Here is a 21779-nt window from a genome sequence, read left to right as displayed (position 1 = left end):
GTCGGCATGCCCGAGATGCCCGAGGTGCAGGGGCTCGTCGACTTTCTGCGCGACCGCCTGACCGGACGCACGATCACGAAGGCCACCGTCGCGAACATCGCGGCGCTCAAAACGTACGATCCGCCGATCACGGCGCTCGTCACCGGCGAAGTGACGGATGCCGCACGTCACGGCAAGTTCATCGATCTGTCGACGTCGGGCCCGCACCTGGTGTTCCATCTCGCGAAGGCCGGCTGGCTGCGCTGGTACGACGCACTGCCGGGCACCGTCGTCCGCCCGGGCAAGACGCCCATCGCGCTGCGCGTCGGGTTCGACGACGGGTCGGGCTTCGACCTCACCGAGGCGGGCACGAAGAAGTCCCTCGCCGTTTACGTCGTGCGCGACCCGGCCGACGTGCCGGGCATCGCACGGCTCGGCCCCGACCCGCTCGATCCCGGCTTCGATCGCGCGACGTTCGGCGCACTGCTCGAGGGGCGCCGCACGCAGATCAAGGGCCTGCTGCGCGACCAGTCGGTCATCGCCGGAGTCGGCAACGCGTACTCCGACGAGATTCTGCACGCGGCGCGCATGTCGCCGTACGCTCTCGCCTCGAACCTCACACCCGATGACATCGACCGTCTTTTCGGCGCGATGCAGTCAACCCTCGCCGACGCGCTGGCCGAAGCGTCGGGCAAGCCGCCCGCCGACCTGAAAGACGCCAAGCGACGCGGGATGCACGTGCACGGCCGCCGCGGAGAGCGCTGCCCCGTCTGCGGCGACGAGGTGCGCAGCGTCTTCTTCGCCGACAACTCGCTCGAATACTGCGCGACGTGTCAGACCGGCGGCAAGATCCTCGCCGACCGTCGGCTCTCCCGCTTGCTGAAGTAGACGCGACCCGGGTCAATGCTGCGCAGCAGCGTTGAGGCGGGTCGCGTCTAGGTCGAGTAGACCGCCGCAGGCGGTCGTATCGAGACCTCAGCCGCCCCGCGTCTCGATACGCCGCTCCGCGGCTACTCGACGAACGGAACGGCACGGCGCTCGCGTCTCGATACGCCGCTCAGCGATTCCTCGACGACCGGGAACGGCGCGGCGACCACGTCTCGATACGCCGCTGCGCGGCTACTCGACGACCGGAAAGCCACGCCGCTCCCCTCGAGATACGCCGCGTCGCGGCTCCTCCACGGCCGGGAAAGGCGGCGCCTCAGCCCGCGGTCGTGCCCATCAGCACGCGCGCGTCGTCGTCGACCCACTCGAGCGACTTCGTCACGGCCTTCTTCCATTGGCGGTAGCGACGGCGGCGTTCGTCCTCGCCCATGCGCGGCTCGAACCGGGCGTCCTCGCGCCAGTGTGCGCGCAGCTCGTCGCGCGACGACCACACGCCCGTCGCGAGGCCTGCCGCGTAGGCAGCGCCGAGCGCGGTCGTCTCGATGACCTCGGGCCTGACCACCGGCATCCCGAGGATGTCCGCCTGGAACTGCATGAGCATGTCGTTTCGGGTCATGCCTCCGTCCACGCGCAACTCCGTCAGCTGTCGCCCTGCGTCGGCCACGACCGCCTCGATCACGTCGCGCGACTGGAACGCCGTCGACTCGAGCGCCGCGCGGGCGATGTGGGCCTTGTCGACGTAGCGCGTGAGACCGACGAGGGCCCCGCGCGCATCGGGCCGCCAGTACGGGGCGAACAACCCCGAGAACGCCGGCACGAAATAGGCGCCGCCGTTGTCGTCGACCGTGCTCGCGAGCGTCTCGATCTCTTCGGAGCGGCGGATGATCCCGAGGTTGTCGCGCAGCCACTGCACGAGCGACCCGGTCACGGCGATCGATCCCTCGAGTGCGTAGCGCGCCGGCTCGTCGCCGCACCGGTAGGCGACCGTCGTGATCAGGCCATGGCGCGACCGCACGATGTCGGTGCCCGTGCTGACGAGCAGGAAGTTCCCCGTGCCGTACGTGTTCTTCGACTCGCCCGCGTCGAACGCGGTCTGCCCGAACGTCGCCGCCTGCTGGTCGCCGAGGATCCCCGCAATCGGGATGCCGCGGGCCACACCGGGAAGCCGCACCTCGCCGACGACCTCGGACGACGAGCGGATCTCGGGCATCATCGCCCGCGGAATCCCCCACACGGCGAGCATGTCGTCGGACCAGTCCAGGGTGCGCAGGTCCATGAGCAGCGTGCGGCTCGCGTTCGTGACGTCGGTCACGTGGATCGCACCGCCGTCGCTGCCGCCCGTGAGGTTCCAGATGACCCACGTATCGGGGGTGCCGAAGAGCAGATGCCCTGCCTCCGCTGCTTCGCGCGCTCCCGCGACGTTGTCGAGGATCCACGCGATCTTCGACGCCGAGAAGTAGGTCGCCAGCGGCAGTCCCGTGACATCGGAGAACCGGTCGATCCCGCCGTCGGCGGCGAAAGCGTCGACGCGCGGCTGCGTGCGGGTGTCCTGCCAGACGAGCGCGTTGTGCACGGGGCGGCCGGTGCGCCGATCCCACACGATCGCCGTCTCACGCTGGTTCGTGACCCCGACCCCCGCGACGTCGACCGCGGCTTCGGCGAGCGCGGCCGAGACGACCCACTCCGTGTTGGTCCAGATCTCCACGGGGTCGTGCTCGACGCGGCCCGCACGCGGCAGGATCTGCTCGTGCTCACGCTGCGCGGTCGAGACGATGCGGCCCTCATCGTCGAACACGATGGCACGCGTCGAGGTCGTGCCCTGATCGATCGCCAGGATGTGGCGGCTCACGTCGTCCTCCTCGTCACGTGCGTCCGCCCGCGGACGCACGGCTCAGGGTATCGCGGCACGCGATCAGGTCCGCGCGGTGGAAGAAGAGGGATGCCACGTCGGATCGGCCGCGTGCACGCGCGCGAGCGCGCGGTCGATCTCACCGCGTCGGGTCGCGGCATCCCACCCGAGAACAGGGGCGATGGCATCGGCGATCTCGGTCGCTGACGCCTCGGTCACCGCGCCCGTGAAGGCGAGGCTCGTGCGGCGCTGCAGCACGTCGTCGAGGTGCGTGACCTGCTCGCTGCGGACGAGGTGCCGCAGCTCGCCCGTGCTGTAGCCCGCGGCGGTCTCGAGGGGCCGGTCATCGGGGTCGGACACGATCGCCTCGATGACGTCGGCGGCGACCGTGCCGTAGCGGTCGAGCAGCACGGCGGCTCGGGCTGTGCCGAGCCCCGATTCGTTGAGCTCGATCCACTGGTGCCGCGCGCGTTCGGTCGTCGGGAAGTTGCGTCCGCCGCCGATCGGCCGCCCCTTCGTCGAGCGCCGGCGAGGGTGCGCGAGCAGTTCGAGCGCGCGGTCGGCGAGGTGCTCCGCCGAGGCGCGGAACGTCGTCCACTTTCCGCCGACGAGGCTGAGCACGCGCGGCCCGGCGTCGCCCGCGAGCGGGGCCGACTCGATGCGGTAGTCGCGCGACACGAAGCCGGGAGCGAGGTCGCCGTGCCCGGGCAGCGGTCGCACCCCCGAGAACCGGTACACAATGGCCGACCGGTCGACGGTGACGCCCGGAAGCACGTGTGCGATGAGGTCGAAGAAGTAGTCGACCTCCTCTTCCGTGCACACGATCGGGTCGGCCATGTCGTGCTCGAGGTCGGTCGTGCCGACGAGCACGCGCCCCTTGAGGGGGTAGATGAGCACGATCCGGCCGTCGCTGTGCTCGAAGAAGAGTTCGCGCCCACCGGTCGCGGCGAGCAGCTCCGGGTCGTCGATCACGATGTGCGAGCCCTTCGTGCCGCCCATGTAGGTCGTCGGGTCGCCCAGCGCGAGGTTGGTGATGTCGGTCCACGGTCCGGACGCGTTCACGATGACGGATGCCGCGAACGCGACCTCGTCGCCGGATTCGACGTCGCGCAACACGACCCGCTCACCGTCGGCGCCGACGGCCGCGGTGTAGTTCGCGGAGCGGGCCCGGTCGCCCCCGGCGTCGCGTCCGTCGCGGAGCAGGTCGAGGGCGAGCCGCTCGGGGTCGTGCAGCGACGCGTCCCAGTAGGTCGCCGTGTAGCGCACGTCGGGATTGAGCTGCGGCAGTTCGGCCAGCGAGCGCTTCCGGCCCCGGAAGGTGTGACGCGGGACGCGTCCGCCGCTGCGCGAGAACGAGTCGTAGATGACGAGTCCGATCTTGATGAGCACGGCTCCGCGCTCGCTCGCCTTGCCGGCGCCGTGCCGCAGGAATCGCAGCGGCGCGCTCAGGATGCCGGAGAACGTCGAGTAGATCGGGATCGTGGTCTGCAGCGGTCGGACGTAGTGCGGCGCAATGCGCAGGAGGGCGTTGCGCTCGGTGACGGCTTCGTGCACGAGCCGGAACTCGCCGTTCTCGAGGTACCGGATGCCGCCGTGGATCATGTGCGACGAGGCCGCGGAGGCGCCGCTGACGAAATCGCCGCGGTCGACGAGGGCGACATCGACCCCCTGCAGCGCGAGGTCTCGGAACGTCGCGATCCCGTTCACGCCGCCGCCGATGATGAGGACGTCGGCGTACGGCCGCTCGGCCAGCTCGTCGAATCCGCGCTGCTGCATGATCCCTCCCGTGCCCTGTGTGGCCTCCATCCTCCCACCGCTGAGCGTTGTTGCATCCGGATTGCACACACGTGCACAATCGGGGGATGGACGATCCCGCCGACTCCCGTACGGCGCAGCGCGCGCTCACCGCCGCGCACCTCTACTACGTGCAGCACCGCACCATGGAGGCCATCGCCACGGAGCTGGCGACCTCGCGCTCCACGGTGTCGCGTCTGCTCTCGCACGCGCGCGCGACGGGCATCGTCGACATCCGCATCCGCTCCCCCTTCGCCGCGCCGAGGCTGCTCGAAGAGCACCTCGCCGAGCGCTACGGCATCGTCGCCCACGTCGTGCCGGTTCCCGATGACGCGAGCGACGTCGAGCGGCTCGAGCGGGTCGCGGTCGCCGGCGCGCACCTGGTCGGCGAGCTCGTCCAGCCCGATATGACGATCGGGGTCGCGTGGGGTGCGACGACGGCGGCGATGAGCCGCCGGCTCGTGCGCAAGGGCGTGCACGGCACGACGTTCGTCCAGCTGAACGGGTCGGGCAACACCCACACGACCGGCCTGCTGTACGCGAGCGAGATCCTCAGCCGGTTCGCGGCGGCCTACGGCGGCAACGCCCAGCAGTTCCCCGTGCCGGCGTTCTTCGACGAAGCCGCGACGAAGCGCGCCATGTGGCGAGAGCGCAGCACCCGCCGCATCCTCGCGATCCAAGCCGCCATGGACCTCATCGTCTTCAGCACCGGGTCAGCCGACTCGCGCGTGCCGAGTCACGTGTACTCGGGCGGCTATCTCGAGCCCGACGATCTGACCGAGCTCGAGACGGAGCGGGTGGCCGGCGACGTCGCCACGGTGTTCTTCCGTGCCGACGGCTCGAGCGACCGCATCGCGCTCAACGACCGGGCGACGGGGCCGCCCCTCGACGTGCTGCGGCGCATCAAGCGGCGCCTGTGCGTCGCGTCGGGCGAGTCCAAGCTCGCCAGCATCCGTGGTGCGCTCGCCGCGCACCTCGTGACGGACCTCGTGATCGACGAGGCGACGGCACGGGCGCTCGCGGGCTGATGGAGGCACCGGGAATGGATGGGTGCCCGTGGCGTTGACTACACTCGTGAGCATCGACGTGCTCCGGGGTCGGTGAGAATCCGAACCGGCGGTGACAGTCCGCGAGTCGTGGCTCGCATCCGTGAGGATGCCGCGCCACGGCCGATCCGGTGGAAATCCGGAACCGACGGTGATGCGGGGAAACCCGCTAGTCCGGATGGGAGGCAGCACGTGAGGTGAACCGGTATCCGGTACGCCTCGCCTACCCGTCTATCTGGGACCCGTCGATCAGAAACCCTGACGAGCGGTGGGACGGATGACGGCGAACGACGCGGAGCGCGCGGCCATGAGGCGGGCCCTCGAGCTCGCGCTGCGCGGCCCCCGCGGGATCAACCCGCAGGTGGGGGCCGTGATCCTGTCGCCGGTGGGCGATGTGCTCTCGGAGGGATTCCACGACGGGGCCGGTACGCGTCACGCCGAAGTCGACGCGCTCGCCGCGCTCGCTCCCGGTGCCGCGAGCGGTGCGACCGCCGTCGTGACCCTCGAGCCGTGCAATCACACCGGACGCACCGGACCGTGCGCGCAGGCCCTCATCGACGCCGGTGTCTCACGCGTCGTCTACGCCGTCGCCGATCCGGGCGAGATGTCCGGGGGCGGCGCCGAACGGCTGCGCGCGGCGGGCGTCGACGTCGGCGCGGGGCTGCTCGCCGACGAGGCGACGCGGCTGCTCGAGTCGTGGCTGACGACGCAGCGTCTCGGCCGCCCGCACGTGACGGTGAAGTGGGCGCAGAGCCTCGACGGCCGCGCGGCGGCCGACGACGGCACGAGCCAGTGGATCACGGGCCCGGACGCACGCGCCGACGTGCACGCGCGCCGGTCCCACGCCGACGCGATCGTCGTCGGAACCGGCACGGCCCTCGCCGACGACCCCGCACTCACCGCCCGGCGGCGTGACGGTTCCCTCTACGAACACCAGCCGCGTCCCGTCGTGCTCGGCACGCGCGCCATCCCGGCGCAGGCGGCCGTGCACCGGCATCCGCTCCCGGTCCTGCAGCGCGACGGCCGCGACCTCGGCGACGTGCTCGCCGAACTGCGCGAACTCGGCGTGCACCGTGTCTTCGTCGAGGGCGGCCCCACACTCGCGAGCGCCTTCGTGCGGGCGGGCCTGGCCGACGAGATCCTCGCCTACATCGCGCCGGTGCTGCTGGGCGGCGGGCGACTCGCGCTCGGCGACATCGGCGTTGCGACGATCGCCGACGCGCGACGACTCACGGTCCACTCGGTCGAGACCCTCGGCGACGATCTGCTCGTCGTCGCGGCCCTCCGGCAGGTTCCGGGGCCCACCCCGACAGGAAAGCACGAGGAAGGAGACAGCTGATGTTCACGGGAATCGTCGAAGAGATCGGCGAGGTCACGGCGGTCACGCCCTCGGGAGACGGCGTGCGCCTCACGGTCCGCGGTCCCCAGAGCGTGTCGGATGCCGCACACGGCGACTCGATCGCGGTGAGCGGCGTATGCCTCACGGTCATCGACCAGGGCGAGGACTGGTTCACGGCGGACGTCATGAAGCAGACGCTCGACATGTCCACGCTCGACGGCGTCGCCCCGGGCAGGACCGTCAACCTCGAGCGCGCGACCGCCGCGGGCGGCCGACTGGGCGGCCACATCGTGCAGGGTCACATCGACGGCACGGGCGACGTGCTCGAGGTGTGGCCGGGCGAGCAGTGGCGCGTCGTGCGGATCGGGCTGCCTGCCCATCTCGCTGCGCTCGTCGTCGACAAGGGGTCGATCGCGGTCGACGGCATCTCGCTCACGGTGAGCGGGGCGTCCGACCCTTCGGCAGGCTCAGGGACCGGTGCGGGCTCAGGGACCGGGCACTGGTTCGAGGTGTCGCTCATTCCCGAGACGCTCGCGGCGACGACGCTCGGCGAGCGCGTCGCGGGCGACCGCGTCAACCTCGAGACCGACATCCTGGCCCGCCACGTGCAGCGCCTACTCGCTTTCGCCGCTCCGACTCCCGGCGCCGCTCCGACGGAAGGAGGCTCGCTGTGAGCCTGTCCACGATCCCCGACGCCCTCGCCGCTCTCGCGAAGGGCCGCCCAGTCATCGTCGCCGACGATGAGAATCGCGAGAACGAGGGCGACATCGTACTGTCGGCCGAACTGGCCACCCCCGAATGGCTCGCCTGGACGGTGCGCTGGTCGAGCGGGTTCATCTGCGCGCCGATGCCCACCGAGTGGGCCGACCGGCTCGACCTGCCGCCCATGGTCGCCGTGAACGAGGACTCGCGCTCCACGGCCTACACCGTGAGCGTCGACGCCGCCGATCGCGTATCCACCGGGATCAGCGCCACCGACCGCGCGCACACCCTCAATGTGCTCGCCGATCCGGAGTCTCAGCCCTCGAGCGTCATCCGGCCGGGGCACATCCTGCCGCTGCGCGCCGTGGACGGCGGAGTCCGCGAGCGCGCGGGACACACCGAAGCGGCCGTCGAGCTCATGCGGCTCGCCGGTCTGCAGCCGGTCGGAGCGATCGGCGAGGTCGTCGCCGAAGACGGCAGCATGATGCGCCTTCCGGAGCTCATCGAGCTCGGCGCGCGCGACGACGTGCCGGTCGTCACGATCGAGCAGCTCATCGACTATCTGAACGAGCACGAACCGCTCGATCCCGAGGCGCCGGTCGTCCACCGCCGCCGGGTCAGCCTGCGTGCCGAGTCGCACGTGCCGACCTCGCACGGCGACCTGCGCTTCCTCGCATACAAGGACCGGACGACCGGCACCGACCACATCGCGATCGTCTCGGGCGACCTGACCGAAGCCGCACCGCTCGTGCGCGTGCACTCCGAATGCCTGACCGGTGAGGCGTTCGGCTCGCTCAAGTGCGAATGCGGCCCCCAGCTGTCGGCCGCTCTCGGCATGATCGCGAAGGACGGCGGCGTCGTCGTCTACATGCGCGGGCATGAGGGTCGCGGCATCGGTCTCATCAACAAGCTGCGCGCCTACAGCCTGCAGGAGGGCGGCATGGACACCGTCGACGCCAATCTGGCGCTGGGTCTGCCCGCCGATGCGCGCGACTACGCCGCGGCCGCCGGCATCCTGGCCGACCTGGGGGTCGACAAGGTCCGCCTGCTGACGAACAACATCGACAAGACCGCGCAGCTGCGCGCGCTCGGCCTCGACGTCGTCGAGCAGGTGCCGCTCATCGTCGGCGTCGGACCGAACAACCACCAGTACCTCGAGACGAAACGAGACCGCATGGGTCACATCATCGACGACACCGAACTGCGAGAGGCGCTCGCCGACCTGCACGACGGGTCCGACCGATGAGCCGCGAGGGCGCCCCGCAGACGAGCGAGCCGATCGACGCGAGCGGGATCGAGGTCGTCGTCGTCGCGGGAACGTGGCATGAGGTCATCAGCGAGGGACTCATCGCCGGTGCGCAGCGTCTGCTCGAGGCATCCGGTGCGACGTGGCGACTCGTGCGGGTGCCGGGCTCGTTCGAACTGCCCGTCACGGCGAAGGCCGCTCTGGACGCCGGCGCCGACGCCGTCGTCGCGCTCGGTGTGATCATCCGCGGGGGCACGCCCCACTTCGAGTACGTCTCGGCTGCGGCGACCGACGGGCTGACGCGCGTCGCGCTGGACACGGGAAAGCCCGTCGGGTTCGGGCTGCTGACCCTCGACGACGAGCAGCAGGGCCTGGATCGCGCGGGGCTCGAGGGCTCGCGAGAGGACAAGGGCCACGAAGCGGCCGACGCGGCCCTGCGCACGGCGCTCGTGCTGCGCGCACTTCGACAGGCTCAGTGACCGGAAGCGGCACGGCGACCGACAGCCACGCAGTGACCGGAAGCGGCTCGGCGACCGCCACGAAGTGAGGCCGTCCTTGCTGGCGCGACACGCCCGGGAGCCCTAGCGTGTCGGCATGGAGACCCTCCGCCTCATCGTCTTGTTCCTGCACATCACCGGCTTCGCCCTGATTTTCGGAGGGTGGGCCGTCGAAGCGTTCTCACGACGTTTCCAGATCAACCGGGTCATGAACATCGGTCTGATCCTGGCCGCCCTCGCGGGCCTCGCCCTCGCCGCCCCGTGGGGCCTCTCGTATGACCTGAACTACACGAAGATCGGCATCAAGCTGGTCGTGCTCCTCGTCGTCGGGGCGCTCGTGGGCATCGGTGGCGCCCGGGCGCGCAAGGGCAAGGGCTCCGTTGCGCCCGGCCTGTTCTGGGCGATCGGCATCCTCACTCTCGCGAACGCCGCCATCGCCGTCATCTGGCGCTGACACACCGGACGATTTCGGATGCCGCGGGCTCGAGCCCGCGGCATCCGTCGTTTCCGGCGTGACGCACGGGGCAGAAGCGGCGCGAACCGGCCTCGGATGACCGGTCGATCCTGCACACCGCACACGCAGTGACCTGAACCGCCTCTCGCACGAAGTACGGTCGAAGGTGACCGCATCACGAACGAGGTAGACGCATGTCCTCCGACGCACCTTCACGCCGCGCGCGTCCGACGCGCCGCTCACTCCGCGTGAAAGACGACGGCCCGCGCGCCAGCTTCGGGCAGCTGCTCCCCTACCTCTTCGAGCACAAGCGCACCCTCATCGTCGTGTCGATCCTGAGCGTCTTCGGCTCGGTCACGATGCTCGTGCAGCCGCTGCTGGTCGGGCAGGTCATCGACCGCGTGCAGCGCAGCCTCGACCTCGGCGTGCTGCTGTGGGCGCTCGTCGGCTTCGTCGTCGTGTCGTCGCTCATCACGGCTTGGCAGCACTACCTGCTGCAGCGCACGGGCACCGCCGTCGTCTACTCCAGTCGACGCAAGCTCATCGCGCGCATCTTCCACCTGCCGATCAGCGAGTTCGACGCCCGTCGCACGGGCGATCTCGTCTCGCGCGTCGGCAGCGACACGACGCTGCTCTACGCCGCGCTCACCCAGGGCCTCGCCGATGCGATCGGCAACGCTCTGCTCTTCGCCGGCGCCCTCATCGCGATGGCCGTCATCGACGTCGTGCTGCTGGCGATCATCGTGGTCGTCATCGGCGTCTCGGTCATCGGCGTCGTGGCCCTCAGCGGCAAGATCCGCACGGCTTCGACCGAGCAGCAGGAGAAGGTCGGCGAGCTCGCATCGGGAGTCGAACGAGCCGTGGGTTCGATCCGCACGGTGCGTGCGTCGGGTGCGACCGACCGCGAGGTGGCATCCGTCTCGGAACGTGCGTCGGACGCCTACCGCGTCGGCGTCCGCATCGCGAAGATCTCCGCCCTCGTCGTGCCGATCGCCGGCATCGCCCTGCAGGTCTCGCTGCTCGTCGTGATCGGGTTCGGCGGGTTCCGCGTCGCGACGGGCGCGATCACCATCGCGAGCCTCGTGATGTTCATCATGTTCCTGTTCATGCTGATCGCTCCGCTCGGGTCGTTCTTCGGCGCGATCACCTCGGTCAACCAGGCCCTGGGCGCGCTCGGTCGCATCCAGGAGGTGCTCGAGCTGCCGATCGAATCGCAGCACGACGCCGAGATCGCGGCGCGAGTGCCCCACACAGCCGCACCCCGCACCTCGGCGGCGATCGAATTCCGCGACGTGCACTTCCGCTACCCCGAGGCCGTCGTCCAGGCCCGGCGCAAGGCCGAGTCCGAGGCCATCGCCGTGCTCGAGAGCGCGCACGTCGACACCTCGGTGCTCGCAGAGTCCGAGACGACGGATGCCGCGGGCGATGTGCTGCGCGGAGTCTCGTTCTCGGTGCCGCGCGGCGCGCGTGTCGCCCTCGTGGGGCCATCGGGTGCAGGCAAGAGCACGACGCTGGCGCTCATCGAGCGGTTCTACGACCCCACCGCCGGCGCCATCCTGCTCGACGGCGTCGACGTGCGCGAGATCGACCGCGACGCCCTGCGCGCGCAGCTCGGCTACGTCGAGCAGGATGCACCGACCCTCGCCGGCACGATCGGCGACAACCTGCGTCTGGCCTCACCCGACGCAACCGACGCGGCGTGCGAAGCGGTGCTGCGCGCCGTGAACCTCGGCGACGTGCTCGACCGCAATCCGCTCGGACTCGACGCGCCCGTTGGCGAAGCGGGCGTCATGCTCTCGGGCGGCGAGCGCCAGCGCCTCGCGATCGCGCGCGCGCTGCTCGCCGCTCCCCCCATCCTGCTGCTCGACGAGTCGACGTCCTCGCTCGACGGGCTCAACGAGCAGCGCATGCGCGAGGCGATCGACGCCGTCGCACAGGACCGCACGCTCATCGTCATCGCCCACCGTCTGTCGACGGTCGTGGACAGCGACCACATCGTCGTGCTCGAGCACGGTCGCGTGGTCGGCCAGGGCACGCACTCCGAGCTCGTCGCCTCGACACCGCTGTACCGCGACCTCGCGAAGCACCAGCTGCTCGTGTGACGCGACTTCATTAAAGTGCAGATACCTGCAGTAGAGTGAAGCCCGACGAGGACGTCCTCGTCCACCGATCGGTGTCAGCCGCCGGAAGGATCACCATGGCCATGCAGTTCTCCCCCGCGTGGGATTTCATCGTTGTGGGTGCCGGTTCTGCCGGCGCTGCATTCGCCGCCCGCCGCGCGGACAAGGGCGATCGTGTGCTGCTGCTCGAGGTGGGCCCCGACTACCGCTCCGGTGAGATGCACGAAGCGTGGCGTTCCCCGAACCCCCTGCAGTCCCTCATGCGCCCTGAGGTGAGCGAGTCCTTCGTCCACAAGGACCTGATGGCCACGCGCACCGCCACGCAAGAGCCGCGACTGTACTGGCGTGGGCGCGGACTCGGTGGCAGCTCCGCCATCAACGGCCAGATCGCGATCCGGCCGCCGATGCAGGACTTCGCCGATTGGTCGGCCGAGGGATGCACCGGCTGGTCGCCCGAGGACGTGCTCCCCTACTTCGCTCGCCTCGAAAACGATGCCCAGTACGGTGACGTCGACTACCACGGCGATTCGGGCCCCATCCCTGTCTACCGGATGCCTCGCGAACAGTGGGGCATGATCGACAACGCGCTCGCTGAATCTGCTCTCGCGATGGGCTTCCCCTGGACGGACGACATCAACGCCCCCGATGCCACCGGTGTCGCGCCGTATCCGATCAACTCCCGCGAGCAGCGACGCGTGACCACGAATGACGCCTATCTCGAGCCTCGGCGCGACAACCCGAACCTCGTCATCCGGGGCGGTGCTCTCGTGGATCGCGTGCTCTTCGATGGCGGGCGCGCGTACGGCGTCAGCATCGTCTCCGAGGACGGCGTCGGTCGTTACGAAGAGCATGCCGCACAGGTCGTGCTGTCGGCAGGAGCGATCCACACTCCGTCGATCCTCATCCGCTCCGGTGTGGGCCCCCAAGCCACGCTCGACAAGCTCGACATCGAACCGGTCTCGATCCTGCCGGTCGGCGAGAACCTCCAAGACCACGCCATGATCGGCGCTGGTCTCTTCCACGCCGATGTCCCCGAGCGTCCCGGCCCGCACGACCGCCATACGAACTGCGTCGTGCGGTACGACAGCGGCGATCCGGATGGCAAGCCGAACGACATGATCCTCGTCGCAACCAACCACGACGTGCTCGCGATGGAGCATTCGACCGTCGACACCGGTCATGGCGCGATCGGCGTCTGGTTGAACTCGTCGTATTCGCGGGGTTCTGTCGAGGTCGTCTCCACCGACCCGTTTGCGCAGCCCATCGTCAGCGAGAACATGCTGAGCGACGAGCGCGACCTCCGCCGCCTCCGCGAGGGGGCCCGCCTGCTGGTCCAACTCGTGCAGCATCCTTCGGTTCAGCGCATCTCGCGCGACGCCACCGAAGAGACCAACGCAGAGTTGTTCGCGGCAGCATCGGCTGACGACGCCACCCTCGACGCCTACCTCCTGGCCAATGCGGCTGACACGCAGCACGGGACGAGCACGTGTCGCATGGGATCGGACGACGATATGAACGCGGTCGTGGACACGTCGTGCCGAGTGCGCGGGGTGACGGGCCTGCGCGTCATCGACGCATCGATCTTTCCGTCCTGCCCGCGCTCGAACACCCATCTGGCCACGGTCATGGTGGGCGAGCTCATGGCAGACCGCATCGACAACGATTGAAGGAACGCGAACATGGACGATCTCCAGCACTTCATCGGCGGCGCATGGACGCCCTCCACGTCGGATGAGCGTCTGCGCGCCGTCGACCCGACCTCGGGCGAAGTCGTCGCCACCTTCCCCATCGGGAGCGAAGCCGATGTCGACCTGGCGGTGGCCGCGGCCCGCGCAGCACAGCCCGCTTGGGCTGCGCTCACGATGACGGAGCGCATCGCGCACCTCGAACGCTTCATCGACGCCGTTGCCGAGCGCGTCGACTCCATGGCCGAATGGGAGCGGCGCGAGATGGGCAAGCCTGTCGCCATCGGCGCCCAGTTCATCGCCGGCTCGATCGCCGGATTCCGCGCGGCGCTCGTCGCAGCGGCGGACTATCCGCTCGAGGAGAACATCTCCTCTCCGGCCGGTACCACCGTGATCCGGCGGGAAGCGCGCGGAGTGATCGCCGAGGTCACGCCGTGGAACTTCACGGTCGCTCAGATCCTGGGGGGCCTCGCTCCCCTCTTGGTGGCCGGGAACACGGTGATCGTGAAGCCGTCCGAGAAGTCGACCCCTTCCGCGGTAGACCTCTTCCTCGCCAACAACCTCCCGGCCGGCGTGCTGAATCTCCTCTTGGGCGACGGTCGCGTCGGTGGGCCGCTGACGGCACACGCGGGCATCGACGGGGTGCTGTTCACCGGATCGGTCGCGACGGGACGCAAGGTCGCCACGGCTGCGGGCGCCAACCTCAACCCCGTGACTCTGGAGCTGGGCGGCAAGGACGCGGCGGTCGTCGATGCCGGCGTCGACATCGTTCAGGTAGCGCAGGATGTCGCGCTCGGCGCGTTCCTCAACACCGGCCAGATCTGCGCCTCCATCGAGCGCCTGTACGTGCACGACGAGATCGCCGACGATTTCCTCGAGGCGTTCCTCGCCGCGTCCGACGCGTTCGCGCCGGGTGGGGCGATGGAGATGGGGCCGATGATCGACGATGAGCAGCGCGGTATCGTGCACAGCCACGTCCAGGATGCCGTCAGCCGCGGTGCACGCATCGTGCGCGGCGGCGAGCTGCCGGATGGTCCCGGGACGTTCTACCCGGTCACCGTCGTCGAGGATGTCACGCGCGACATGCTCCTCGAGTCGTCCGAGACCTTCGGACCCGTCGTGGCGCTCACGCGCGTCGCTTCGTTCGAGGAGGGTCTGCGTCGCGCCGCCGACTCGGACTACGGACTGGCAGCCACCGTGTACTCCCGCGACGATGCGCACATCCGCGCAGCACACGCCCTGCCGGTCGGCTACGTCTGGATCAACGGATGGCAGGGCAGTGCCGGCATTCGGCTTGCCGAGCCGCACGGCGTCAGCGGAATGGGCGTCTCCGGGAACACCCGTTCCTTCGACAACTCCACGCGTGTGCGCACGGTGTTCATCCCGGCGTCCACTCCACGCGCATGAGCACGGTGCTGCTGCGCGGGGGCCGACTTTTCGTCGACGAGACCATCGTCACCGGTGACCTGCTCGTCGAGAACGGTCTCATCACGGCGATCGGCGACGTCGACGCGCCCGACGACGTCGCCGAGATCGTCGACCTCGCGGGGCGCACGGTGCTTCCGGGTCTCATCGACTGCCACGTGCACTCGCTGTTCGACGGGATGGACGAAACAGCTCGGCTCAACGAGCCGTATTCCCTGCCCTATGTCCGGGCGGCGCGGGTTCTGCACGACACCCTGTCCCGCGGGATCACTACCGTCCGTGACGCGGGCGGTGCGGACCTCGGCATCAAGCGCGCCGTCCAGAGCGGGCTGATCGACGGTCCGGACATGCAGATCGCCGTCACGATCCTCGGTGAGACCGGCGGGCACTCCGACGGCACCACACCCGCGGGCCTGTGCAACCATCTCCTGCCCGCGACTCCGGGCCGCCCCCGGGGCGTCGTCGACGGCAAGCGCGAGATGCGCAAGCGGGTACGAGAACTCGTGCGCTCCGGCGCCGACGTCATCAAGATCTGCACGACCGGCGGGGTTCTCTCCCCTTCGGACAGCCCGAAGCACAGCCAGTTCACTCCCGGCGAGATCCGCGCGTGCGTCTCGGAAGCGGCGTCGACGGAGCGGTTCGTGATGGCGCACGCTCAGGGTCGAGAAGGCATCCTCAACGCGCTGCGCGCCGGCGTGCGCTCGATCGAGCACGGCATCTATGCCGACGACGAGTGCTTCGACGAGATGAAGGCGGCAGGAGCATGGCTCGTGCCCACCCTCATCGCACCTGTCGGCCTGCTCCGCGCGATCGACCGCGGTGCGCAGGTCTCCCCCGCGGTCAAGGCCAAGGCCGAATCCGTCGTAGCGGTGCACGAGGCGATGTTGACCGCTGCTGTCAGGGCGGGCGTGCGCATCGCGTTCGGCTCGGACGCCGGTGTCTTTCCGCACGCCGAGAGCCTGGATGAGCTCGCGCTCATGGAGCGTTCGGGGATGACCCCCGGTCAGGTGCTGGATGCCGCGACCCGATCGAGCGCAGAACTGCTCGGCCTGTCCGACCGCGGACGCCTCGCTCCGGGCCTGCGTGCAGACTTGACCATCGTCGAGGGCGACCCTCTCGACTTCGACGACTACGGGACACGCATGTACGCCGTGTATACCGAGGGCCGTCGACGCCGCTGAGCGCGCACGAAGCGAGGGCCTCTGCCGATATGCATCGGTGGAGGCCCTCGTTCTGGAATCAGGCTTCCGTGAGCGGAAGGTGCTCTGCCCACCAGTCCAGGATCGCTTGGAACCGCTGCACGCGGTGCCGCGGACGGCCGTTACGACTGAGTCCGTGGTTCTCTCCGGGGAACACCAGGAACGATGTCGGCACACCGTTCCGACGCAGACGGTCGTGATAGCGCTCCGCCGCCTCGATGGGGCACCGGAGGTCCTTTTCGGAGTGGATCACCAGCGTCGGGGTGCGAACGTCGTCGACGCGCGCCATCGGGCTCTGCGCGCGCAGCTCGGACGCATCCGTCCCGAGGTACTCGTGCCCGAAGAACCAGCCGATGTCGCTCGTACCGGCGAACGAGAGCGGATCCAGGAAGCCGCGCTCCACGATCGCCCCGCGGAAACGATGGTCGTGCGCGACGATCCATGCCGTCATGTAGCCGCCGTACGAGCCGCCCATGATCCCTGTGCGCCCGGCATCCAGTTCGTCGAACTCGTCGAGCGCCCCGTCGAAGAACGCCAGGATGTCATCGCGGTCGACCGTGCCGAATCCGCCGATCACGGCACGGGCGTGCGCCTCTCCGTAGCTCGACGACCCGCGGGGGTTGCACATCACGACGGCGTATCCGGCCGCGGCATACACCTGCGCTTCGTCGAAGTAGGCCCCGGTGTACTGGGCGAACGGACCACCGTGGATCATGAGCAGTGCCGGATGCGGACCATCGCCCTCGGGAAGCAGGACCCAGCCGTGCACCGGCGTGCCATCGGGCGAGGTGTAGACGCGCTCCTGCGGAACGACGACGCCGCACTGCCGAAGCGCCGCCGAAACGTCCGTTCGCCGCACGAGGGTTCCGTCGTGCAGTGTCGCGACTTCCTCGAGCGAGTCCGGACCCGCCACGGCGACAGCGATCGTCTCGCCGCCTGCGGAGATTCCCTTCACGTCGTGAGCGCCCGCGGTCAGCACCGTCAGAGCCCCGTCGTCCGCGACGCGCACCGCCTGGATGCTGCCGCGCGCCCGCGTGAGAGTGAGCACCCCGTCACCGACCGGATCCGCGATCAGGGGCGTGCCCGGCTCACCCGCGTCGATCGCATCGACATCGACGAGGCGTGTGAGACCGGATCCGTCCTGCTTCCCGCGGTACACGCTCGCCTGGCGACCGACGAAGTCCGTCCCGCTCTCACCGAGTTCGGCGCCCAGGAGCCAGATCGCACCCGCGTGCGGGAGCAGACCCGTGACCTGCAGATGACGGTCCTCGGGAACGATGACGACCGGCCGTGCCGGTGAGTCGCCGGCGGGCACCGACTCGACAGCCGTGGCGAGGGACGCGCCATCGACGACGACATACAGCACCGAGGTCCCGTCCTCGGCGAAGACGGGCAGATCGTGATGGCGAGCGCCCTCGGTCAGCCTGCACGCGTCGGGCACGAGGGGAGCGGCGAGCTCACCATGTCCGTCGATGTCGTACCCGTCGGCGGGCAGTTCTTCCACCCGGGGCGCCGGCCCGTCGGAATCGACCGCGACGACGAACACGTGAGCGGGTCTGTCGAAGTCGTACCCCACTCCGTCGGCGCGGTACTTGAGCGATTCGATGCGGCGCGCGGGCTCGGAGTCCGGCGAAACTCCGTCCGCGGTGCCGTAGCGTCCGGTGGCGGGCACGCGCGCAGTGAACACGACACGGCGCGAGTCCGGCGCCCAGGAGAACCGCTCGACGCCCAAGGGCTGATCGGTGACAGCGAAGGACTCTCCCCCCTGCAGCGGCATGACGTGCAGCTGCGGCCGCCCACCCGCGGAGCGCAGGAACGCGAGGAGTGTGCCGTCCGGAGAAACCGCCGGCACCAGATCACGGGTTCCTCGTGTGAGGCGTCGAGCTGCGCCCCCGGCGGCGGACACCACCCATAGCTGGGAGGTGTACGCGTCGGCGAGCAGGCTCGGGCGCTCGCGCGCGTAGATGATCTGAGCACCATCCGGCGTCACGCTGAGAGCCGCGACGCGGTGGGCATCGACGAGATCGAGAGGCTTCATCCTGCTCCTGATGTCTGCGGCGGTCTGCCGCGTCAGACGTCACCGAGGAACGCACCGTAGGGGTCGGGCACGCTGGCGACGAGGTTCCTGGTGTACTCGGACTTCGGGTTGTCCAGCAGGTCGATGCCACCGGACTCGACGACGCGTCCGCTCTGCAGGACGACGATCGAATCGCACATGTACCGAGCGATCTCGAGATCGTGCGTCACGAACACGAACGTCCTGCCCTGCGCGTGAAGGCTCCGCATGAGGTCGAGGACCTCAGCCTGCACGGATGCATCCAGCGCGGACGTGACCTCGTCGGCGACGATGACGGACGGGTCGACGGCAAGTGCGCGTGCGATCGCGATGCGCTGGCGCTGTCCGCCGGAGAATTCGTGCGGATATCGCCCCGCGGCGTCTGCCGGCAATGACACGAGCGCGAGCAGCTCGGCGATCCGCGCTTCGCTCCCCCGCGTGTTGAGCTGACCGGGCCGCAGCGCTTCGGCGATCGTGTCGCCGATTCGGCGGCGCGGATTGAGTGAGCCGTAGGGATCCTGGGGCACCATCTGCACGTCGCGCCGCAGACGCCTGCGCTCCGCCCCCCGGGCATGCGTCCGATCGACACCGCGTACCAGCACGTGGCCGCTCTGCGCCACGAGCTGGCCCGTGATCACTTTCGCCAGCGTGGACTTTCCCGAGCCGGACTCTCCGACGAGCGCCAGGCTGCCTCCTTCGGGAAGCGTCAGCGAGACGCCGTGAAGGATCGCCGGTCCGCGCCTTCCGCTGTACCCCGCGACGAGGTCGTCGACAACGATCAGCCCGTCACTCATCCTCGGCCCCCACACTCGCGCGTCGTTCACGCAGTGACGCATCCAGCAGTTGACGCGTATACGGATGCGCCGTGCGCCCCGCGCGCAGATCTGCCACGGTGATCTCCTCGACCACCTCGCCGTCCCGCATGACCAGCACCCGGTCGCACATCGCGGCGACCACGTCGATGTCGTGAGAGATGAGCAGGATCGCGGTGCCGTGCGTGCGGTTGACCTGACGGAGGATCCGCAGGACCTCGGCTTGCACGGTGACATCGAGGGCAGTGGTCGGCTCATCCGCGATGAGCAGGCGCGGCTCCGTGAGGATGCTCATCGCGATCATCGCGCGCTGCCGCATCCCACCGGACAGCTCGTGCGGATACTGCCGCAAGCGCTTCTCGGGTTCGCTGATGCGCACTTCGCGAAGCCGTTCGACGGCGATGCGGCGCGCTTCTGCCCGCGAGAGCCCCTGATGGAACCTGATGGATTCGATGAGCTGCGGACCGAGCTTGCGCGCGGGATTGAAGCAACTCGTCGGGTCTTGGAAGACGACCCCGACCTTCAGCGCGAGATCTGTCGGAGCGATGACGTCCGGGCCCAGTTCGTGTCCCGCGATGGCGAGGCGATCCGCGGTCCAGCCGAGTCCGTCCGGCGTCAGCTGTGCCGCCGTCATCGCGGTGAGGCTCTTACCCGAACCGGACTCGCCGACGATGCCGACGATCTCGCCCTGTGCGACCGAGAACGAAACGCCGTGCACGAGCTCCTTGGCGGGAACCGAGGTCGTCGCGATGCGCAGTCCTTCGATCACTGCCACATCGTCGCCGGGCATGTGCGCCGGCTGCGCGGTCAGTCGCGGGCGCGTTCGGGCGACGCGGCGACCCGTGCCTCGAAGGCGCGGGTCGTTCAACCGGGCGAGACCGTCGCCGACGAGTCCTGCGGCAAGACCCGTGAGCACGATTCCCAGCGCCGGACCGACGAACTCGGCCGGACTCGAATAGATGCTCTTGAGACCTGCCGCGAGCATCGTGCCCCAGTCGTACTCGGGCGCTTGCACGCCGAGTCCGATGAAGCTGAGCCCGGACATCGACACGAGAGAGCTGGCGAGCGCTGAAGACATGAGCACCAGCAGCGCCGAGCCGATGCCGGGCAGGACATGCCGGATGAGCAGCAGCGGTGCGGGGACACCGAGCATCCGCGCCGTCACCGTGTAGTCACGCGCGGTCACCGAGTTGGCGAGGGTGAACGTCAGGCGCGCGAACTGCGGGCTGAAGGCGAGTCCCACGGCCAGAACGACGGCTGTGGTTCCCGGCCGCATGATCGCCGTCACCGCGAGCGCGATGATGATCGGAGGCCACGCGATCAGCAGTTCGATGAGCCGAGTGCCCCACCACGTCAGGCGCGGACCGGAGAGGGCGACTGCAGCACCCAGGAGCCCGCCGATGAGAACGGCGATAGCGGTCGCCGCGATCGCCATGAGGAGCGACAGGCGCGCAGCGACGAGGGTGCGCAGCAGAACGTCCCTGCCGTGCGCGTCGGTTCCCAACCAGTGCTCGGCCGACGGTCCCGCGCGCAGCGGCCCGGTCGTGTCCGCCGCAGCGTCTGCCCAGATCATCGGTGCGACGACGGCGAGGACGGCCATCGCCGCGAGGATGACGAGACCGATCGTCAGGCCCGCGCCGAGGGTGCGGCCGCGTATGCGCATCACAGACCCCGCTTCTGCATGACGCGTGGATCGAGGATTCCGAGAATCACATCGATCACGAGTGTGGTCAGCACCGCGAGCACGCCGAGCGTGAGGATGATGCCCTGGATGGTCGGGTAGTCGCTCTTGGAGATCGCCTGGACGACCTCTGTGCCGAGCCCGGGCAGGTTGAAGACGTTCTCGGTGATCACCGCGCCGCCGAGGAGCGAGATGATCAGGAGTCCGCCGAGAGTGAGCGAGCTGGTCACGACGTTGGGGAGCACGTGGAAGAGCACAAGTCGCCGTTGCGGCAGGCGCTTGGCACGCGCGGCCATCATGTATTCCTGTGTCATGACCGACCGTGTCTCGTTGCGCACGATGCGGGCCATCACCGCCGCCGCCGCGAGACCGACCGCGAGCGAAGGCATGATGTAGCCGGCGATGCCCCCGCCGCCCTGGATCGGGAGGACCCGCAACCACAGCCCCAGAACGAGGATGAGCGCGGTGCCCATGATGTACTCGGGGATCGCGCCGACGAAGCTCATCGCCGCACTGAAAACCCCGCCTTCGCGTGAGCGGCGCGCCTGTGCCATCCCCACAGCCAGACCGAGCGGGATGCCGAACACGAGGACGACGATGACACCGCCGAACGTCAGTGCGGCCGTGACAGGCAGGCGCTGACCGATCATGTCGGCGACCGGCATGTTCGTGCGGAACGACTGTCCGAGGTCGCCGGTGAGAAGTCCGCCGAAGTAGTCCAGCAGCTGGCTGTACCAGGGCAGGTTCAGGCCCAGTTGCTCACGCACACGCTCGAGCTGATCGGGAGTCGCGTTGAGTCCGAGGACCGCCACCGCGGGGTCACCCGGCACGAGCCGGACGACCAGGAATGCGAGGAGGGCCAGTGCCACCAGCACCATCACCGAGGACAGCAGCCGTCCGGCGATGTAACGAGGCCAGGCGCCGGATCCGCGGCGCACCCGGGTCCGGACCGCGACCGTCGATTCTCCGGCCCCCGCACCCGCGGGGACCGGAGCGATGTCGAGCGTCAC

17 protein-coding genes and 1 riboswitch are annotated in these 21779 nt (G+C 69.5%); of the genes, 11 read left to right on the top strand and 6 right to left on the bottom strand.

Annotation, left to right across the window (positions count from 1 at the left end; genetic code table 11):
• Positions 1-6: 6 nt before the first annotated feature.
• A complete protein-coding gene (locus ACWICD_RS01515) occupies positions 7-867 on the top strand; it encodes an Fpg/Nei family DNA glycosylase (RefSeq protein ID WP_376126553.1) in 861 nt (286 codons plus the stop codon).
• 313 nt (positions 868-1180) lie between these two features.
• On the opposite strand, the gene glpK is transcribed toward ACWICD_RS01515, so the two are convergent.
• Both glpK and ACWICD_RS01505 read right to left on the bottom strand, forming a co-directional pair.
• A complete protein-coding gene (gene glpK / locus ACWICD_RS01510; RefSeq protein ID WP_454139063.1) occupies positions 1181-2713 on the bottom strand; it encodes a glycerol kinase GlpK in 1533 nt (510 codons plus the stop codon).
• 63 nt (positions 2714-2776) lie between these two features.
• Positions 2777-4519 (bottom strand): glycerol-3-phosphate dehydrogenase/oxidase, encoded by a 1743-nt coding sequence (locus tag ACWICD_RS01505; RefSeq protein ID WP_454139062.1) that lies wholly within the window; start codon positions 4517-4519, stop codon positions 2777-2779.
• A 56-nt stretch (positions 4520-4575) separates the two neighbouring features.
• Between ACWICD_RS01505 and ACWICD_RS01500 the strand changes: the two genes are divergently transcribed.
• From ACWICD_RS01500 to ACWICD_RS01455, 10 genes are all read left to right on the top strand, one after another.
• Positions 4576-5535: a sugar-binding transcriptional regulator gene (locus ACWICD_RS01500; RefSeq protein ID WP_376126544.1), complete on the top strand. Its 960-nt coding sequence runs from the start codon at positions 4576-4578 to the stop codon at positions 5533-5535.
• Positions 5536-5589: 54 nt separating this feature from the next.
• Positions 5590-5749: riboswitch (FMN riboswitch) on the top strand.
• An 81-nt stretch (positions 5750-5830) separates the two neighbouring features.
• Positions 5831-6892 carry a bifunctional diaminohydroxyphosphoribosylaminopyrimidine deaminase/5-amino-6-(5-phosphoribosylamino)uracil reductase RibD gene (gene ribD / locus ACWICD_RS01495; RefSeq protein WP_376126542.1) on the top strand — a complete coding sequence of 354 codons (1062 nt, stop codon included), beginning with the start codon at positions 5831-5833 and terminating at the stop codon, positions 6890-6892.
• Positions 6892-7566, top strand: a complete 675-nt coding sequence (locus tag ACWICD_RS01490; protein WP_454139061.1) for a riboflavin synthase — start codon at positions 6892-6894, stop codon at positions 7564-7566. Before ribD ends, ACWICD_RS01490 begins: the two co-directional genes overlap by 1 nt.
• Positions 7563-8840 carry a GTP cyclohydrolase II gene (ribA, locus tag ACWICD_RS01485; protein ID WP_454139060.1) on the top strand — a complete coding sequence of 426 codons (1278 nt, stop codon included), beginning with the start codon at positions 7563-7565 and terminating at the stop codon, positions 8838-8840. The genes ACWICD_RS01490 and ribA overlap by 4 nt, the downstream gene beginning before the upstream one ends.
• Entirely contained in the window at positions 8837-9319 is a 483-nt protein-coding gene (gene ribH, locus ACWICD_RS01480) for a 6,7-dimethyl-8-ribityllumazine synthase (protein ID WP_454139059.1), read from the top strand. Before ribA ends, ribH begins: the two co-directional genes overlap by 4 nt.
• Before the next feature lie 115 nt (positions 9320-9434).
• Positions 9435-9791, top strand: coding sequence for a Fe-S protein (locus ACWICD_RS01475; RefSeq protein ID WP_454139058.1), 357 nt, complete (start codon positions 9435-9437; stop codon positions 9789-9791).
• 194 nt (positions 9792-9985) lie between these two features.
• Positions 9986-11893, top strand: a complete 1908-nt coding sequence (locus ACWICD_RS01470) for an ABC transporter ATP-binding protein (RefSeq protein ID WP_454139057.1) — start codon at positions 9986-9988, stop codon at positions 11891-11893.
• Between the two features lie 95 nt (positions 11894-11988).
• Positions 11989-13578: a GMC family oxidoreductase gene (locus ACWICD_RS01465; protein WP_454139056.1), complete on the top strand. Its 1590-nt coding sequence runs from the start codon at positions 11989-11991 to the stop codon at positions 13576-13578.
• Between the two features lie 12 nt (positions 13579-13590).
• Positions 13591-15003, top strand: a complete 1413-nt coding sequence (locus tag ACWICD_RS01460; RefSeq protein ID WP_454139055.1) for an aldehyde dehydrogenase family protein — start codon at positions 13591-13593, stop codon at positions 15001-15003.
• Complete coding sequence (locus ACWICD_RS01455) at positions 15000-16202, top strand: amidohydrolase family protein (protein ID WP_454139054.1); 1203 nt, start codon at positions 15000-15002, stop codon at positions 16200-16202. The genes ACWICD_RS01460 and ACWICD_RS01455 overlap by 4 nt, the downstream gene beginning before the upstream one ends.
• 58 nt (positions 16203-16260) lie before the next feature.
• On the opposite strand, the gene ACWICD_RS01450 is transcribed toward ACWICD_RS01455, so the two are convergent.
• From ACWICD_RS01450 to ACWICD_RS01435, 4 genes are read right to left on the bottom strand one after another with little or no spacing between them, the layout of a single operon-like run.
• Positions 16261-18258: a S9 family peptidase gene (locus tag ACWICD_RS01450; protein WP_454139053.1), complete on the bottom strand. Its 1998-nt coding sequence runs from the start codon at positions 18256-18258 to the stop codon at positions 16261-16263.
• A 32-nt stretch (positions 18259-18290) separates the two neighbouring features.
• Positions 18291-19070 carry an ABC transporter ATP-binding protein gene (locus tag ACWICD_RS01445; RefSeq protein ID WP_454139052.1) on the bottom strand — a complete coding sequence of 260 codons (780 nt, stop codon included), beginning with the start codon at positions 19068-19070 and terminating at the stop codon, positions 18291-18293.
• Complete coding sequence (locus ACWICD_RS01440) at positions 19063-20751, bottom strand: ATP-binding cassette domain-containing protein (protein WP_454139231.1); 1689 nt, start codon at positions 20749-20751, stop codon at positions 19063-19065. The genes ACWICD_RS01445 and ACWICD_RS01440 overlap by 8 nt, the downstream gene beginning before the upstream one ends.
• Complete coding sequence (locus ACWICD_RS01435) at positions 20751-21779, bottom strand: ABC transporter permease (RefSeq protein ID WP_454139051.1); 1029 nt, start codon at positions 21777-21779, stop codon at positions 20751-20753. Before ACWICD_RS01435 ends, ACWICD_RS01440 begins: the two co-directional genes overlap by 1 nt.

It is taken from the genome of Microbacterium sp. NPDC055357 (assembly GCF_053644835.1).
This window is presented reverse-complemented; position numbering and strand designations above follow the sequence as displayed.